The sequence below is a fragment of the Salinibacillus aidingensis genome (genome assembly GCF_039522525.1).
GTDB classification, from domain to species: Bacteria; Bacillota; Bacilli; order Bacillales; family Alkalibacillaceae; genus Salinibacillus; species Salinibacillus aidingensis.
Window position 1 is genome coordinate 121,705 of the sequence record NZ_BAAADO010000005.1, and the last position, 16,238, is coordinate 137,942.

Sequence of the window (16,238 nt, forward strand, 5' to 3'; positions counted from 1 at the left end):
AGGCAGGAGACATGTCACTATTTGATTTTTCTATTAAAGAACTGCAGGAAAAAATACATAATAACGAAATCAAGGTTCAGGATTTAGTGGATGAGACTTATCAACGAATTTCCGATGTGGATGACGAGGTGAAAGCCTTTTTAACCCTGAATGAGGAAGAGGCACGTCAACAGGCAAAAGAGCTAGATGAAAGTGATGCGACAGCCGAAAAAAAGCTGTTCGGACTTCCGGCCGGGATCAAGGATAATATTGTAACGAAAGGGCTGCGCACTACATGCGGAAGTCAGTTTTTAGATAACTTTAATGATCCTTTATATAATGCCACCGTGGTGGACAAGCTGAATCAGGCAAAGTCGGTTACGATTGGAAAGCTGAATATGGACGAATTTGCGATGGGATCGTCCAATGAGAACTCCAGCTATTTTACGACACGTAATCCATGGAATACCGATTATGTCCCAGGTGGATCCAGCGGGGGTTCTGCAGCTGCTGTGGCATCCGGCGAGGTCCTTTATGCATTGGGATCTGACACTGGCGGATCGATTCGCCAACCGGCAGCTTTCTGCGGTGTTGTTGGGTTAAAACCTACATATGGAAGAGTTTCCCGTTTTGGTCTGGTTGCTTTTGCATCCTCCCTTGATCAAATTGGTCCTGTAACAAGAACGGTGGAGGACAATGCAAAAGTGCTTGAAGTGATTTCCGGACACGACAAAATGGATTCCACAAGTGCGAATGTTGAAGTCCCAAACTACAGCGAAGCCTTAACAGGTGATGTGAAGGGCTTAAAGATTGCCGTGCCTAAAGAATATTTAGGAGAAGGGGTTAATAAAGAGGTTCGCGATTCCATTCTTGAAGCACTGAAAAAATATGAAGAATTAGGTGCAGAATGGGAGGAGGTTTCCCTGCCTCATTCAAAGTATGCTGTGGCTACCTATTACCTGCTCGCATCCTCTGAAGCATCAGCGAACCTGGCACGATTTGACGGGGTTCGTTATGGAGTTCGTGCCGAAAATGCGAAGTCGATGATGGATATGTTCAAAGAGTCTCGCAGCCAGGGCTTTGGTGAAGAGGTTAAACGCCGGATTATGCTGGGAACCTTTGCCTTAAGCTCAGGCTACTATGATGCTTATTACAAAAAAGCACAGCAGGTTCGTACATTAATTAAACAGGATTTTGATAAAGTTCTTGAAGAGTATGATGTCATCATGGGACCAACAACGCCTACACCTGCTTTCAAAATCGGGGAACAAATTGAAGACCCATTGACGATGTATGCGAATGATATTTTGACCATTCCTGTTAACCTTGCTGGCGTACCGGGGATTTCCATTCCTTGTGGCTTCTCACCAGAGGGACTGCCAATCGGTCTGCAAATTATCGGTAAGCACTTTGATGAAAGTACAGTTTATCGTGCAGCCCATGCATTTGAGCAGGCGACCGATTATCATAAGCAAAAGCCAGCATTGGGAGGTGTTCAGTCATGAATTTCGAAACCATTATAGGGTTAGAGGTTCACGTGGAGCTTAAAACAGAGTCGAAAATTTTCAGTCCAAGTCCAAACGCATTTGGGGATGATACCAATACGAACGTAAACCCAATCGACTTAGGGTATCCAGGTGTATTGCCTGTTTTAAATGAAGAAGCCGTAAACTTCGGCATGCGGGCAGCACTGGCCTTGAACTGCGATATTGCTACAAATACAAAATTTGATCGTAAAAACTACTTTTATCCGGACAACCCTAAGGCATATCAGATCTCGCAATTTGATCAGCCAATCGGGGAAAATGGCTGGATTGAAATTGAAGTAGATGGTGAAACGAAAAGAATCGGGATTACCCGTCTTCACTTGGAGGAAGACGCCGGAAAGCTGACACACAGTGATGATGGCTATTCTCTGGTTGACTTTAATCGTCAGGGTACACCGCTGATTGAGATTGTTTCAGAGCCTGACATTCGCACACCAAAGGAGGCTTATGCTTACCTGGAAAAACTGAAGTCGATTATTCAGTATACCGGAGTTTCCGACTGTAAAATGGAGGAGGGCTCGCTTCGATGTGACGCCAACATCTCCCTTCGTCCTATTGGTCAGGAGGAATTCGGTGTTAAAACGGAGCTGAAAAACTTAAACTCCTTTAACTATGTGCAAAAAGGGCTGGAGTTTGAAGAAAAGCGTCAGGAAAAAGTGCTTCTGTCCGGTGGTGAGATTCTTCAGGAGACCCGTCGTTATGATGAGCAAACGAAGGAAACGATTCTCATGCGTGTAAAGGAAGGGTCCGATGATTATCGCTACTTCCCAGAGCCTGACTTAGTTCCACTTTATATTGATGAAGAATGGAAAGAGCGGGTTCGGGCAGAAATTCCTGAACTTCCTGATGCCAGAAAAGCCCGTTACATGAATGAACTGGGGCTTCCTGCCTATGATGCCATGGTTCTAACTCTTACAAAGGAAATGTCCGATTTCTTTGAAGAGACGATTAAAGCAGGTGCCGATCCAAAACTAGCCTCCAACTGGTTAATGGTGGAAGTTTCAGGTTATCTGAATAAAAATGATAAGGAACTGGAAGATATTGCTTTAACTCCTGAATCCCTTGCGAAAATGGTGAAGCTTATTGCAGATGAGACCATTTCTTCCAAGATTGCGAAAAAAGTCTTTAGCGAGCTGGTTGAAAAAGGTGGAGATCCTGAAAAAATCGTTAAAGATAAAGGGCTTGTTCAAATTTCGGATGAAGGTCAGCTTACCGAAATTATTACAGGTATTCTTGATAAAAACCAACAGTCCATTGATGACTATAAGAACGGAAAAGATCGTGCGCTCGGCTTCTTAGTCGGTCAAGTGATGAAGGCAACTAAAGGACAGGCAAATCCGAAAATGGTCAACAAAATTCTTTTAGGCGAAATGGAAAAGAGATAAAGAAAACAGGAAAAAATAAAGGTTGTCCGCATAAATATAGTGAAGAGAGCAGATACAGCTGAATCTGCTCTTTTCATTTCAAATAAAAAGGGATATGATGAGATTGGTATAGATATCCAAAATGAAGGTGAAGAAAATGAAGCGTGCCAGAATTATTTATAATCCGACATCGGGACGTGAAGCATTTCAGAAAGAGCTGCCCAGAGCTTTACGAAAGCTGGAAGAAGCAGGGTATGAAGCCTCTACACATGCCACAACCGGTGAGGGAGATGCAACAGAAGCAGCAAGAACAGCTGTCACAAGGGAATATGATGTTGTTATCGCAGCTGGTGGCGATGGAACGATTAATGAAGTCGTCAATGGATTGGCAGAGCAACCCTTTCGACCCAAGCTTGGTGTGATTCCTGTGGGGACAACCAATGATTTTGCACGATCTCTGAGAATTCCGAGAAACATTCAAAAGGCTATTGATGTCGTTATCGCCGGGAATACGAAAAAAATCGATATTGGCAAAATTGATGAGGATAGGTATTTTATTTATATAGCTGGTGGTGGAAAAATAACCGAGCTCACCTATGAGGTTCCGAGCAAATTAAAGACGATGCTAGGCCAGCTTGCTTATTATATTAAAGGAATCGAAATGCTTCCGTTTATGAAGCCAATCAATGTCCGAATTGAATATGATGATCATATTCTGGAAGAGCCCATCATGATGTTTCTGATTTCGAATTCCAATTCAATCGGCGGGTTTGAAAGAGCAAACCCTTTAGGTGAAATGGACGATGGTTATTTTGATTTATTGATCGTTCGTAAAACACATTTTGGCGATATCCCTAAAATAGCGACAAGCCTTCTTAAGGGGAACCATATTCACCACGACAAGATCATTTATACAAAGACAAAATCACTGACGGTTGATGTAGAAGAAAACGTATCGTTAAATATTGACGGGGAATATGGCGGATTATTGCCCGGGAAATTTGTCAATTTGTATCAGCATATTGAATTCTTCGTACCTGAGAATACGGATTAGACATGAGGTTGTCTGATTTCGTATTCTTTGTTTGTAAAGGTGATGCAAATGGACAAACTTTGAATCAGATGATTGTTTTAACGTTTTAATGGAAAAATAGAACTAAAGTTAAACATAAAGGAAGATTCATAATGGCAAAAGTGAAACCACCTGTGGCAAAAAATGAAACCATCGAGCTTGAATTTGTCGATTTGACCCACGAAGGCTCAGGTGTAGGAAAGATAAATGGATACCCTCTGTTCGTTCCCTATGGATTACCAGGGGAAAAAGCCAAGGTTAAAGTTGTTAAGGTCAAGAAAAATTTCGGATTCGGAAAATTACTGAAGGTCCTCGATCAAAGCCCGGAGCGTATTGAACCTCCGTGTGATGTGTTTTACCAATGTGGTGGATGTCAGATTCAGCACATGAGCTATAAGATGCAATTGGACGTGAAGCAAAAGCAGGTACAGGATGCCATGCGAAAAATTGGCCATTTAGAAGAGGTTCCTGTACATCCGACGATTGGTATGGAGGACCCATGGCGTTATCGAAATAAGGTTCAAATTCCTGTTAAGGGAGTAGAAGGCCGCCTTGAAACAGGTTTTTATAAAAAGCGGAGCCACGACATTATTAATATGGATACTTGCCCGATTACTGATGAACAGAATGATCGAATGGTTGAAGCCGTGCGCCGAATTGCCGAGGATGCAGGGATTACTCCGTATGATGAGGATAAACATCGCGGGATTCTAAGGCATATCATGGTCCGTAATGGCAAGGAAACCAACGAGATTATGGTTGTGCTTGTAACCAGGACGGACAAGCTTCCGCAACAGGAGAAGATTGTCGAGGAAATTCGTAAGGCCTATCCGAATGTAAAATCCATTATGCAGAACGTAAATCCTGAACGGACAAATGTTATTCTAGGGAAAAAGACAAAACTCCTATGGGGAGAAGAGTACATCCATGATTCCATTGGGGATACACAATTTGCGATTTCAGCCAAGTCCTTTTATCAGGTAAATCCTGAGCAGACGAAAACCCTGTATGACAAAGCATTGGAATACGCTGATTTAAGCGGTAATGAAACCGTAGTTGATGCGTACTGCGGGATTGGAACCATTTCTCTTTTCCTGGCTCAGAAAGCCAAAAAGGTGTATGGAGTAGAAATCGTTCCTGAGGCTGTTGATGATGCAAAGAAAAACGCAAAACTGAATCATATTGATAATGCAGAATTCTATGTCGGAGCCGCTGAAAAGGTGATGGACTGGTGGAAAGCGCAAGGATTAAGACCGGATGTTATCGTTGTGGATCCTCCCAGAAAAGGCTGTGATGAAACACTGCTAAAGGCCATGCTGGACATGCAGCCGAAGCGAATTGTCTATGTTTCCTGTAATCCATCCACTTTAGCAAGAGATTTGAATATCTTAGCTGAGGGTGGGTATGAAACTAAACAGGTGCAGCCAGTGGATATGTTTCCGCAGACGAGCCATGTGGAATGCGTGGCGCAAATAGAGTTGAATTTGTAATGCAAAAATAACCTTTTACTTTTTGGCATAGAGTTCTGCCAAAACCCCAATTTTATAAAGAAAAAGGCTTAAAGCGTTTGAGGGAAACGGAGAAAGTGAGAAATCTCTTTCTTTGTCTTTCAAACGCTTTTTTGCTTTCATCAAGGCTGCATACTATTTTGTTAATCCATTTAATTTTTCCCATTCACTTAAATACAGTTTTTCAGTCAAATGGTTAGGATTATTAATCTTGCAAATGAACTCTAAACTATTTCCATCCGGGTCATTAAAATGTATCTTTGCATGGCCAAACCGTTCATTTGGATTAGGCATCACAAATGGTTCAACAGGCTCAAAGCCAAAAGTTTTTCTCGGTTTATCCTCTATTTGTTAGCCAGTTAACCGAGTTTTTCAAACCATCCAAAGATACCTCAAAAGCTATATGTCTAATGGAAGGATGATACTCTGCCTCAACTTTATCGGTTTTCCATAAACCAAGCCAGCTTTGGTCTTTTATAATCCATAAAAAAGCTAATCGATCTTCCACTTTATGATCAAACTTCAGCCAAGCCCTTCAAAAATTTCAATCGACTTATTTAAATCACTTACTGGTAAATGTGCTTCGTATAGACCTTTGATCAATGAATATACCTCCAATAATTTAAGTGTGTTTTTTCAAAATGTTATAGATTGTAGTGAATAAAAATAACTACGGTTTCATTTCCACTCTGTTACTTCGTTTATTGAATTTATCAAAAATAATATCAAGGATCACTGCAGTAGTTATAAAGCTTATAAATTCCAACCAGCCATCAAATAAATAAAAGCATAGACCAGTAGCTGAAAAAAATATAACTAATTCCAATAATTTAAGTTTTAATGACATGATTCAACACTACTCCCCCTTACAGCTCTTTCATTAAAACATTCGGTTTTCATTACTCTACAAACTCTATTATCATTTTAACATAAAATTACAAATTTCATTCGATTGTAGTAGTAACTGCTAATTCTGAGTTGTATTATGTACGTCACAACGGAAGTACTTATTTATTATATGGGATTTTTTGTATTAACTGAATGGAATATTATGTTAAAATTGTGTGAGAGAAATTTTGTCTAAAACAAGCCAGAAATAAATCATTTAATTTAATCCTTAAGAAATTAGACGAAGGAGTTGAAGTGATTGTTGCATAGAAGGACATCACTTATCGTGTCGGTCATTGCCTTATTCATATTTATCGTATGTGTAAGTTTTGTAACTGAAGAGGAAGTGAAACCTGAAGAAAGTTCAGAGGATCTAACTCTTGAGGAAATCAATGCTAAGTATGAGAAAAAGGAGGAACGCTTTAGGAAGCTTTATGACCAAAAGGTAATTAAGACTTTAAATAAAGAAGTGCTAAAAGAATTTAAGAGCAACTTTGGAATGAATTTGGAAGGTTATGTTTTTAAAGAAATCGATACTTTTTCCAAAGATTTTTTAACGAAGTACTTCTCTGAAAGAGTATATCACCCAAGATATACATTTGCATATATAAGTAAACAAAAGAACGATGGTTATATTCTTGACAAAAGACCAGAAACGGGGATAAATACTCTATTTCATATTAGTCGAAGTAGTAATCAGTGGGAAGTGACAAAAATGGAGGAAAAGAATGGAAGGATTTATACATATGATTTTATTCGAACAATTGAGCAAAAGATTGAAAGTAAAATTAAGAATGAAAAATAAACTTTGTTCTGTGTAATATATGAATGTCATTTGCCCGATACAAAGTTTATTAAAGTTTATAATTAAGTCCCTTTTTTCCTCTTGGAACAGGAATTTCATCACCTTTTATGACGCATTAACTGGCCGTAATACCCCCCACTTTAAGTTTTGAGGGTAATCCAACAAGACTAAGTGGGGAGAGAAAATCCTCACTTATGGAAGTTTCGCTTTATACGAACAATTCCATCGTAAATCATTTCTCCATTAGGCCGCTTGCTAAATGTTCCATCAAACTGAATGCTTACATGTTCTTCGATATCAGGGTATCATTTACTAATTTTACTCAAACGACCTATAACTTGTCCGCTACGTCGAATATAAAAAAAATATTATTAGTCTTCTCGACTTTGTTCAAGAACCATACTTTACTGATGAAGCGATAGAAAAGGAAAAAGGGATCATCGAAAAGAAATCAGAATGTATGACGATAACCCGAACTGGCAAGCTCGATTTGGAATCTTAGAAAATATGTATAAGCATCATCCTGTAAAAAATGATATCGCGGGAACCCTATCTTCAATAAATAAAATTACTAAAGAGGACTTATACACTTGTTATAATACATTTTATCACCCTAAGAACATGTTACTATTTGTATTTGGTCCTGTGGATCCTTACGAAGTCATTGAGTTCATTAAACAAAATCAAGAGCAAAAAACGTTTCAAAAATTTGGAGAGATAGAACGCATTTTCCCTGAAGAAGATGTAAAGGTGAACCGAAAGTCAAGCGTTATGAAGTTTCCAGTACAAATACCAAAAGTTATTATAGGGTATTAAGAATCAAACCCAATGAGAAAGGGGAAAGAGCTGCTTAAATATGAGTTATCTCTTAATGTTTTGTTGAAGTTAATGTTCGGTAGTAGTTCTGAAGCGAATGAAAAAATGTTTAATAATGGTTATATCGATGAGTCACTTACTTATGACTATACAAATGAAAAAATTTGGTTTTTGTAATTGGGGGAAATAGTAATGAGCCCGAAGAAGTTATAAATATTGTCAACAAGACAGTTTCTAAATTTAAGAAAATGTCAATAAAGAAAGATGATGTACTTACGTGCTATTAAGAAAGAGATTGGCAGTTTTTTAAGGTCGATTAATTCGCCTCAATTCATTGCAAATCAATTTTCACGGTATCAGTTTAACGAGATGAACTTATTTGAAGTGTTACATACACTTGAAACAATAACCGAACACGACCTGGAAGGAGTATTACACGCACACTTTTCCGAGGAGTCACGTACAACACTAATCATAAAACAATAAATAGAATCCTATAATTTTGATTAACAAATCTAGTTTGAAATCAAGAAGGAATGGATAATTGACACGTTTGCTATGAGGACAAAATGCATATGGGGCAAATTACTTTAAGAAAATATTCATATGAAGAATGTCATAAATGTTAGATAAAAGGCAGGAAGAAATGATTCGAAAGACACTTTTTATATCGAGTAATCTAACTTATGATTTATTATGGCAAAAAAATACATTTATTTAAAGTTTTTACCATTCATCTAATGTAAGTATGACCATGAAGAAAATTATTAGATTGTATGAATATGGAGTGAAAAAATGGTAGATTTATTAGAAATTCGTAATATAAGAAAATCATTTGGCAATAATGTTGTCTTAAAAGATATGACATTCAATGTACCACCTGGTGCAATAGTAGGGTTTATTGGTGATAATGGAGCAGGTAAATCTACAACAATTAAAACAGTTCTAGGATTAGTTTCCCATGATACCGGCACAGTTAAAATTTTTGATGAGGAAAATATAAATATCCACCCTGAGAAGAAGGAGATGATTGGTGTCGTATTCGATGCAATGAACTTACCAGCTCATCTGACAATCAAACAATTAAATAATGTGTTAAAAAAATTATATAACACATGGGACCAAAATCATTTTTATCAACTAATTCATTCATTCCATTTGCCTATGGATAAGAAGGTAAATGAATTCTCCCGTGGAATGTCCATGAAGCTTTCGATAGCTGTTGCGTTATCTCATCATGCAAAATTATTACTACTAGATGAAGCGACTGGAGGACTTGATCCTTCTTCTAGAGAAGAAGTGTTAGAGGAGATAATAAATTTTGTGAAGTATGGAGATAAAGGTGTATTACTTTCCTCTCATATTATGAGTGACATTGAGAAAGTAGCTAGCCATCTAGTATTTATAAAAGAGGGTGAGGTTTTACTAAGTGAAGAGAAAGATAAGGTTATTGAAAATTATGCGATTGTAGATGTTCATGAGAATCAACTGCCTGTACTCAACAAAAATATTGTTGTGGCGAAAAGGAACCATGGTTCTCATTTTAGTGTACTTGTATCGGACAGAAAAGAGTTGCCGGAGGGAATTGACTCCAAAAACTTCTCGATGGATGAACTTAGTGTATTTCTAACTAGGAGTGAAAAATAAATGAGAGGCCTATTATTGACAAACTTTTACCTAGTCTATCGAAGTATTCTCGCATACACAGGGCTAGCAATATTAATAGCTGGAATCCTTTTGTATTTTGGTGGTTCCTCTATGCAGGGGATTGCCACTTTATTAATTATCTTATTAATGGCCATGCCTTCACTGGAAGTCATAAAAACCGAAAGTAAGTCTGATTATGACAAATTCGTCCTTACTTTGCCGATTACTAGAAGTAATGTTGTGCAAAGTCATTATACGTTTTATTTTTGTATAGTTATTATCGGAGCCGTACTGTCGTATTGTATCTTCTATGTCTATAACAACATGACTGAAACACCAACCGATAGCCTATTTAATATTGTAGCGATGGGGCTTTTCGTTGTTCTTGTTGCTGGTTCGATCGTTTATCCCCTCCTTTATATCTTTGGTGCAAATAAGTCGGATGCTATTGTACTTGGAGGAGGAATTGCTGGCTTTTTTGCTAGATTTGGATTTGGCTATATAGTGGCCGATTTACCACTCTCATCACTAAAGTTAGATTTATCGATAACCATACCGATATTATTTATTACGGTAGGTATCATCCTTTATATTTTTTCTTATTTCATTGCTTTAGTTATTTATCAAAAGAAAGAATTTTAAATCACATACAATTTCTTACTTCAGAAAAATCATTGATGGAGCTATGTAAAGATGAATTCAAAAAATGCTAATCGTTCTTCATCGGGTAAGTTTATTACTATCTATCTTATTAATGATCAAAACTTTCTCGAACTGCTAGATTTACTTGTTTCAGAAACTAAGGAATTTGAAAAAGGACCATATATTCTTAATGATAAGAGGTGGAAAAACAGCAATATATTCTATCGATATGGAGCATTTGAAAGAATTCTAAACGAACATGGTGAACATTGTATTAGAGACGAGAAGGGGAAATTAATTGAAGATCAAAGGACCCCTTTTTATCAGGTACCTGACTTTGTTAAGAATTTCGATGATTATCTAGATAGTATGAATACTTCTGAAACTGCAGAGAAGAAAGAGAAAAGTAAGTTACAGAAATATAAGATTGAAACAGCTCTGAATTATAGTAATTCTGGTGGGTTATACCTCGCTAGCAAGAAGAAGGATAATCAGAAAGTTATCGTCAAGGAAGCCAGACCAAATGCTGGATTAGATGGGAGAGGGAATGATGCATTAAGAAGGCACCAGATAGAACGTAATGCTTTACAAAAGCTTAGTGATGTAGACGGAGTTGTTAATCTAGTGGAAGTATTTAAAGAGTGGGAACACCGCTTTTTAGTAGAGGAATTCATTGAAGGACAAGACTTAAGGCATATATAAGTGAAGAAAAGAACGATGGTTTTATTCTTGATAAAAGACCAGAAACGGGGGTAAATACTTTATTTCATATCAGTCGAAGTAGTAATCAGTGGGAAGTGACAAAAACGGAGGAAAAGAATGGGGAGATTTATACATATGATTTTATTCGATCAATTGAGCAAAAGATTGAAAATAAAGTTAAGAATGAGAGGACTGAGACAAAGGTTCATTATTCCAATAAAGAAGACCGGACGCTAAATTTATTTCTCCCTCTGCTGTAAATGATAATCAACGAATGGATCTGCAATTTTTAATGCTTCTTTTCTTGTCGTTGCAGGTGCCGATATTATATCGCCGTCATTTTTTGTCCAACTTCCATGAGAACCGTTATTTCTATATCTTAATATAGTCAATTTAGTAAGGTCCTCGTTAAGAGTAATGGTTCCATATACATAATGCTTTGGCTCACCATTTTCTGTGTAATACATATATGTCATTAGCCCCATACCATTTTTATCAAAGTTTATAATTAAATCTCTTTTTCCCTTTGGAACGGGGAATTTATCACCCTTTATACGAACAATTCCATCATAAGTCATTTCTCCATTTAGGCGTTTTCGAATTGTTCCATCAAAATAAATGCTCACATTTTCTTCCACATCAGGGTCATCCAGATTAAAGAGTATCCCATTAAAAGTTGAATTAAAGTTCTTAGGGAATGCATACCAAACTAGATATAAGATTGTAATTATTATTATAACTATAGAAAATAAAGTGATATATTTTTTCATTTTCAAAAAGCCAGCCTTTTCTTAGGAACGCGGCTGGCATAATGTTTTAAGTGAAAAATGTTAGTTAAAATAATAAATCACTGTTGTTCACAACTTCAGAAATGACCTGGTTAAACTCTTCAACTGTAAGATCAGGATTCTCTTGCCCGGTTTCCGGAATACAACCTTTTCCGTATGGTCTCAAGTTCATTCTTAAAATTTCTTAGGAATGTTGCTTCACTGGCATCAAGTTGCTTATCTTCCCCAATTCCAGTTATTCCTCGATTAATAAAGAATATGGGTTCGTACGTGATGGTATCACTTACAAAAAAGTCACCAGCCTTTAACATAAGCCCCGTACGTTCTAAATGTTTTTCAATGGAATAGAGGGAACGGATAAAGTTCTCCTGATTCTCTTGTTTATCAAGGTCCAGGCTTAAAGTGTAGTCCATTGCTGAAATCGTTCGGTCTAATTCATGATAAAAATGATTTAACAATAATTCCAAATCTCTCTTATCTTCCGCTTTTTCCTGGTATAATATGGGTTCACCTATCAATACCAGGAGCGCTAATACAATCAGTGTACAAGTTTTGATTTTATCAATCGGTAATTGTTTCAACATACCCCACCTCTGCGATAGAAAACTCACTACAACCATAATAAATCACAAAGGGTAAAATATGGAAGTGTTTGAATGATTTTTCACCTTGCTTCCCACTTTTAACATCATAAAAATGAGTATATAATGATTTAGGGTATTTTATCGATAGCAGATATAATAAACGAATGATGAAAGAGCGAAATATAAAAAGCTGCGGACGTAAGTGGGACAATGAACCTGTCCCCGTGTCCCGATACTATAAACGAGGAGATATGAAGGATGAATAGAAAAGATAATTTTTGGCATCAATTACCTAAACCGTTTTTTGTTCTGGCGCCAATGGAAGATGTGACGGATGTTGTGTTTCGTCATGTGGTAAGTGAAGCGGGCAGGCCTGATGTGTTTTTTACAGAGTTTACAAACACGGAAAGTTACTGTCATCCAGAGGGAATCTACAGTGTACGTGGGCGATTAACGTTTACAGAGGATGAACAGCCGATTGTCGCTCATATTTGGGGAGATAAGCCTGAATACTTTCGTCAAATGAGCATCGGGATGGCCGAAAAAGGATTTAAGGGAATTGATATTAATATGGGCTGTCCCGCACCTAATGTCGCACCAAAAGGAAAGGGGTGCGGTCTGATCCGTCGTCCGGATGTTGCGGCTGATTTAATACAGGCAGCAAAAGCTGGAGGATTGCCCGTAAGTGTAAAGACAAGGCTTGGTTACACACATGTAGAGGAATGGCGCGACTGGCTCACCCATTTATTGAAACAGGATATTGTGAATCTATCCATTCACCTGCGTACTAAAAAGGAAATGAGTAAAGTCGATGCTCATTGGGAACTGATCCCGGAGATTAAGAAACTTCGTGATGAAGTGGCTCCTGATACACTCCTGACAATAAATGGGGATATTCCTGACCGTCAGACGGGCCTTGAGCTCGTTGAGAAATATGGCGTGGATGGGGTGATGATTGGGCGTGGCGTTTTCAAAAATCCATTTGCCTTTGAAAAGGAGCCAAAGGAGCATAGCAGTAAGGAATTGCTTGATCTCTTAAGATTTCACCTTGATCTCCATGATAAATATTCAAAGGAATTTGAGCCACGTCCATTTAAACCTCTTCTTCGCTTTTTTAAGATCTATGTCCGTGAGTTTCGAGGGGCGAGTGAATTAAGAAATCAGTTAATGGATACAGAGTCAACTGATGAAGTACGTGAATTGCTTGATCAATTTGAAAAGGCCGCATTATAGGTATACAAAAGGACTGACATATAAGTCAGTCCTTTTGCTTATCTTTATCATGATGTTTCAATGCCAGCTTGGTGGCGTAATAAACGACAATGCCAATAACGAGCAGGTTGATGATCCATCCAAGAAACCCATAACCCATCATTCCAAAACCGTGGCCGCCATATCCACCCATCATATAAAAATCACCTCTGTAGCTTAAAAATTGTTCATCATGCCGCGGTATTCTGTTTGATTTCTCATGTAGCCATCTTCTCCATGGCAATCATTGAACATTTGTTCCTGCTGTTCCCTTGAAAAATCAGGGTGCATCTCTTCCATAAATGGCTGCATTTCTTCAAAACTGAAGGGGCCATAACCATTTGTTTCGGCTGCAACAAAGGAAGCACCTCCTAATAAAAGTCCGCCTGCTAATAGTCCTGTTAATAATTTTTTCATTTATAACCTCTCCTTTCTTACTTAAATCATAACTCTCACAGATGGATATTTTGTGATGAACTTGTGTGGAAGTTGTGAAGATGATGATTTTCGTTTTCATAAGGTGGTAAGATAGGCAAAAGAGGTGATGGAATATGACAAAAATCCTTATTGTCGATGATGAAACGGCCATTCTTGAAGTGCTGGAGGCCTATTTTGAAAAAGAGGGATGGGACATTACATTAGCCTCAAATGGAATTGAAGCCTTAAAAAAAGTAAAAGATACTCAACCGGACATTATAATTTTAGATCTGATGCTGCCGGATATATCGGGGGAAGAGGTATGCAGATTAACGCGAAAAGAAAGTGATGTTCCGATTATTATGCTGACCGCAAAATCAGCAGAAGACGATTTAATTAACGGCATCATCATCGGTGCGGATGATTATGTAACGAAACCATTCAGTCCTAGAGAAGTCGTGATCCGAGCAAAGGCCATTTTGCGGAGGGTAAAGAAAGCAGATAAAGGACAACAGCTCTCCTTTAATGATAAAAATTTGATGATAGATCTTGTTAAAAAAGAGGTGGAATCCAATGGTGAGATTCTATCCCTTACCCCCATTGAATATAAGCTATTGGTCGCCATGGCAAGCTACCCGGGGCGGGTTTACAGTCGACTGGATTTACTGGAGAAGATTCAGGAGGATGGAAGTTATTTTGAAGGGTATGAACGAAGTATTGATACACATGTGAAAAACCTGCGTAAAAAGATTGAAGCGGATTCTCGTCACCCTGAATATATCATAACTGTATTTGGAATGGGCTATAAGTTTGGAGGAACTCTTGATGCGTCTGACGCTGCGTTCTAAGATTTTCATTTACTTGTTAATTGTGTCACTATCCGGTATTTTACTGACCAGTTTTTCAGTATTGTGGGGATTTGAAAATCAATTTAATCAGTACTTACAAACGAACCGAACGGAAAGCAGTTCATTAATCAAGCAGGAAATCGTTCAATCCTATGAAGAATCAGGGAAGCTGATGAATAATCGGCTTAACAATTTGCTCCATCAGCAGGCTATGACAGAGGACTTATTTTATAAAATTTATAATGAAGACGGAAAATTAATTGCTGATACAACAATGATGCTTGGCATGATGGGAAACATGGGGATGAATTCTGATGTAAACAAGGCTACCGAATATGAAAAAGCATCTTATAACCTGGCAACGGATACGACCGATATTGGCCGAATGGAGGTTTATTTTCCTAAGGAATTGATCGGTGAAGAGGTTGCCTTTTTAGAAACGATAAAATCGAATATTTATCTCGCTGTAATTGTGACGGTCCTATTAGCTCTGCTGTTCAGTCTTTTATTTTCGAAACATCTGACAAGCGGATTACAAAAACTTTCAAAAGCGATTCAGAAACTGCAAGCGCATAAATGGCGGACGCGTGTGGATGTGAATGAACTAACCACGGAAATGCAGCCACTTGGCGAATCGTTTAACGAACTTGCTGAATCATTATCTAAGGAAGAGAAGCTCCGGAAACAGTTTACCGCAGACTTTGCCCATGAGATACGGACGCCGATTGCTACATTGAGAAGTCAGATGGAGGCGTACCTCGATGGTATATTTGAACCAACTGAGAAAAGGCTGCAGCAAAGCCACGATGAGTTGATGCGTCTTGTCCGTCTTGTAAATGAATTGGAAGATTTACTTGCTGCTGAAAACCCGCAAATGAAACTGAATAAAACAGACATAGAAGTACATAAGCTTCTGCATTCACTGGAAGAGCAATTTACACCGGCATTTCAGGATAAAGGCGTTCAATTAACCATTCAAAAGCCTGATCGAGAATATTGGTTTAAAGCAGACCGTGACCGTGTCGTACAAATTTTAACCAATATCGTAAATAATGCTCTTCAATATACCCCTGCCGGAAAAAGGGTCCTTGTGAAGACAGAGGCTACGAATGATGATGTGGGATTTCTGGTGAAAGACGAGGGGATTGGAATTGCCAGTGAAGACATTCCTTATCTTTTTGAACGATTTTATCGCGGGGATAAATCCAGAGACCGAAAGACAGGGGGAATAGGGATTGGCCTTTCGATTGTAAAAGCTTTAGTAGAAGCACACCAGGGAAAAATTGAGATTGACAGTGAATCGAATGCAGGGACAGAGGTAAAGGTCTTTTTCCCTAAAAGTTAGGAACGTAAAACAATAGAACAATCAGGAAGGGATTG

General features: G+C 38.1%; 19 protein-coding genes and 1 pseudogene. 14 read left to right on the plus strand and 6 right to left on the minus strand.

All coding sequences use genetic code 11. The features are described from left to right. Positions 1–11 precede the first annotated feature (11 nt). From gatA to rlmD, 5 genes are all read left to right on the plus strand, one after another. On the plus strand, positions 12–1,484 hold the full coding sequence (gatA, locus tag ABD006_RS12895; RefSeq protein ID WP_343841766.1) for an Asp-tRNA(Asn)/Glu-tRNA(Gln) amidotransferase subunit GatA: 1,473 nt from the start codon (positions 12–14) through the stop codon (positions 1,482–1,484). Continuing rightward, the gene (gatB, locus tag ABD006_RS12900; RefSeq protein ID WP_343841767.1) at positions 1,481–2,911 is read left to right on the plus strand and encodes an Asp-tRNA(Asn)/Glu-tRNA(Gln) amidotransferase subunit GatB; all 1,431 of its coding nucleotides are present in this window, start codon (positions 1,481–1,483) and stop codon (positions 2,909–2,911) included. Before gatA ends, gatB begins: the two co-directional genes overlap by 4 nt. Positions 2,912–2,950: 39 nt before the next feature. Further along, entirely contained in the window at positions 2,951–3,073 is a 123-nt protein-coding gene (locus tag ABD006_RS12905; protein WP_343841769.1) for a hypothetical protein, read from the plus strand. Further along, positions 3,048–3,944: a diacylglycerol kinase gene (locus ABD006_RS12910; RefSeq protein WP_343842204.1), complete on the plus strand. Its 897-nt coding sequence runs from the start codon at positions 3,048–3,050 to the stop codon at positions 3,942–3,944. The genes ABD006_RS12905 and ABD006_RS12910 overlap by 26 nt, the downstream gene beginning before the upstream one ends. A gap of 131 nt (positions 3,945–4,075) precedes the next feature. After that, positions 4,076–5,452, plus strand: a complete 1,377-nt coding sequence (gene rlmD, locus ABD006_RS12915) for a 23S rRNA (uracil(1939)-C(5))-methyltransferase RlmD (RefSeq protein ID WP_343841771.1) — start codon at positions 4,076–4,078, stop codon at positions 5,450–5,452. Between the two features lie 15 nt (positions 5,453–5,467). On the opposite strand, the gene ABD006_RS12920 is transcribed toward rlmD, so the two are convergent. Together ABD006_RS12920 and ABD006_RS12925 are read right to left on the minus strand one after the other, a co-directional pair. Beyond that, positions 5,468–5,593, minus strand: coding sequence for a hypothetical protein (locus tag ABD006_RS12920; protein WP_343841773.1), 126 nt, complete (start codon positions 5,591–5,593; stop codon positions 5,468–5,470). A 12-nt stretch (positions 5,594–5,605) separates the two neighbouring features. After that, positions 5,606–6,073: pseudogene (locus tag ABD006_RS12925) on the minus strand (VOC family protein). 571 nt (positions 6,074–6,644) lie between these two features. Between ABD006_RS12925 and ABD006_RS12930 the strand changes: the two are divergent. The 6 genes from ABD006_RS12930 (at position 6,645) to ABD006_RS12955 (ending at position 10,970) form a co-directional block, all read left to right on the plus strand. Beyond that, positions 6,645–7,163: a hypothetical protein gene (locus ABD006_RS12930; RefSeq protein WP_343841775.1), complete on the plus strand. Its 519-nt coding sequence runs from the start codon at positions 6,645–6,647 to the stop codon at positions 7,161–7,163. 456 nt (positions 7,164–7,619) lie between these two features. Further along, positions 7,620–7,979 (plus strand): M16 family metallopeptidase, encoded by a 360-nt coding sequence (locus tag ABD006_RS12935; protein WP_343841776.1) that lies wholly within the window; start codon positions 7,620–7,622, stop codon positions 7,977–7,979. A 264-nt stretch (positions 7,980–8,243) separates the two neighbouring features. Beyond that, positions 8,244–8,465, plus strand: coding sequence for a hypothetical protein (locus ABD006_RS12940; RefSeq protein WP_343841777.1), 222 nt, complete (start codon positions 8,244–8,246; stop codon positions 8,463–8,465). 309 nt (positions 8,466–8,774) lie between these two features. Then, positions 8,775–9,626 carry an ABC transporter ATP-binding protein gene (locus tag ABD006_RS12945; protein ID WP_343841780.1) on the plus strand — a complete coding sequence of 284 codons (852 nt, stop codon included), beginning with the start codon at positions 8,775–8,777 and terminating at the stop codon, positions 9,624–9,626. After that, positions 9,627–10,268: an ABC-2 transporter permease gene (locus ABD006_RS12950; protein WP_343841782.1), complete on the plus strand. Its 642-nt coding sequence runs from the start codon at positions 9,627–9,629 to the stop codon at positions 10,266–10,268. It abuts the gene before it with no gap. 51 nt (positions 10,269–10,319) lie between these two features. Beyond that, the gene (locus ABD006_RS12955) at positions 10,320–10,970 is read left to right on the plus strand and encodes a class III lanthionine synthetase LanKC N-terminal domain-containing protein (RefSeq protein WP_343841785.1); all 651 of its coding nucleotides are present in this window, start codon (positions 10,320–10,322) and stop codon (positions 10,968–10,970) included. Between the two features lie 239 nt (positions 10,971–11,209). Here the strand turns inward: ABD006_RS12955 and ABD006_RS12960 are convergent, their stop codons facing one another. Both ABD006_RS12960 and ABD006_RS12965 read right to left on the minus strand, forming a co-directional pair. After that, positions 11,210–11,740 (minus strand): hypothetical protein, encoded by a 531-nt coding sequence (locus ABD006_RS12960; protein ID WP_343841788.1) that lies wholly within the window; start codon positions 11,738–11,740, stop codon positions 11,210–11,212. 131 nt (positions 11,741–11,871) lie between these two features. Beyond that, entirely contained in the window at positions 11,872–12,339 is a 468-nt protein-coding gene (locus ABD006_RS12965) for a hypothetical protein (protein WP_343841791.1), read from the minus strand. Positions 12,340–12,600: 261 nt separating this feature from the next. Between ABD006_RS12965 and ABD006_RS12970 the strand changes: the two genes are divergently transcribed. Further along, the gene (locus tag ABD006_RS12970; RefSeq protein WP_343841794.1) at positions 12,601–13,575 is read left to right on the plus strand and encodes a tRNA dihydrouridine synthase; all 975 of its coding nucleotides are present in this window, start codon (positions 12,601–12,603) and stop codon (positions 13,573–13,575) included. Between the two features lie 25 nt (positions 13,576–13,600). Here the strand turns inward: ABD006_RS12970 and ABD006_RS12975 are convergent, their stop codons facing one another. Then, positions 13,601–13,750 carry a hypothetical protein gene (locus tag ABD006_RS12975; RefSeq protein ID WP_343841797.1) on the minus strand — a complete coding sequence of 50 codons (150 nt, stop codon included), beginning with the start codon at positions 13,748–13,750 and terminating at the stop codon, positions 13,601–13,603. A 20-nt stretch (positions 13,751–13,770) separates the two neighbouring features. Beyond that, positions 13,771–14,010: a hypothetical protein gene (locus tag ABD006_RS12980; protein WP_044163982.1), complete on the minus strand. Its 240-nt coding sequence runs from the start codon at positions 14,008–14,010 to the stop codon at positions 13,771–13,773. Positions 14,011–14,144: 134 nt separating this feature from the next. On the opposite strand from ABD006_RS12980, the gene ABD006_RS12985 reads away from it, so the two are divergent. Next, complete coding sequence (locus tag ABD006_RS12985) at positions 14,145–14,858, plus strand: response regulator (RefSeq protein WP_343841801.1); 714 nt, start codon at positions 14,145–14,147, stop codon at positions 14,856–14,858. Then, complete coding sequence (locus ABD006_RS12990) at positions 14,836–16,203, plus strand: sensor histidine kinase (protein ID WP_343841804.1); 1,368 nt, start codon at positions 14,836–14,838, stop codon at positions 16,201–16,203. The genes ABD006_RS12985 and ABD006_RS12990 overlap by 23 nt, the downstream gene beginning before the upstream one ends. Positions 16,204–16,238 lie beyond the last annotated feature (35 nt).

Coding starts and splice junctions, on each gene's coding strand:
- ABD006_RS12935 (WP_343841776.1), top strand. CDS start 7,620: ATGTATGACGATAACCCGAACTGGCAAGCTCGATTTGGAATCTTAGAA.
- gatB (WP_343841767.1), top strand. CDS start 1,481: ATGAATTTCGAAACCATTATAGGGTTAGAGGTTCACGTGGAGCTTAAA.
- ABD006_RS12975 (WP_343841797.1), bottom strand. CDS start 13,750: ATGATGGGTGGATATGGCGGCCACGGTTTTGGAATGATGGGTTATGGG.
- ABD006_RS12945 (WP_343841780.1), top strand. CDS start 8,775: ATGGTAGATTTATTAGAAATTCGTAATATAAGAAAATCATTTGGCAAT.
- ABD006_RS12970 (WP_343841794.1), top strand. CDS start 12,601: ATGAATAGAAAAGATAATTTTTGGCATCAATTACCTAAACCGTTTTTT.
- gatA (WP_343841766.1), top strand. CDS start 12: ATGTCACTATTTGATTTTTCTATTAAAGAACTGCAGGAAAAAATACAT.
- ABD006_RS12990 (WP_343841804.1), top strand. CDS start 14,836: ATGCGTCTGACGCTGCGTTCTAAGATTTTCATTTACTTGTTAATTGTG.
- ABD006_RS12940 (WP_343841777.1), top strand. CDS start 8,244: ATGATGTACTTACGTGCTATTAAGAAAGAGATTGGCAGTTTTTTAAGG.
- rlmD (WP_343841771.1), top strand. CDS start 4,076: ATGGCAAAAGTGAAACCACCTGTGGCAAAAAATGAAACCATCGAGCTT.
- ABD006_RS12920 (WP_343841773.1), bottom strand. CDS start 5,593: ATGAAAGCAAAAAAGCGTTTGAAAGACAAAGAAAGAGATTTCTCACTT.
- ABD006_RS12910 (WP_343842204.1), top strand. CDS start 3,048: ATGAAGCGTGCCAGAATTATTTATAATCCGACATCGGGACGTGAAGCA.
- ABD006_RS12955 (WP_343841785.1), top strand. CDS start 10,320: ATGAATTCAAAAAATGCTAATCGTTCTTCATCGGGTAAGTTTATTACT.
- ABD006_RS12960 (WP_343841788.1), bottom strand. CDS start 11,740: ATGAAAAAATATATCACTTTATTTTCTATAGTTATAATAATAATTACA.
- ABD006_RS12980 (WP_044163982.1), bottom strand. CDS start 14,010: ATGAAAAAATTATTAACAGGACTATTAGCAGGCGGACTTTTATTAGGA.
- ABD006_RS12985 (WP_343841801.1), top strand. CDS start 14,145: ATGACAAAAATCCTTATTGTCGATGATGAAACGGCCATTCTTGAAGTG.
- ABD006_RS12950 (WP_343841782.1), top strand. CDS start 9,627: ATGAGAGGCCTATTATTGACAAACTTTTACCTAGTCTATCGAAGTATT.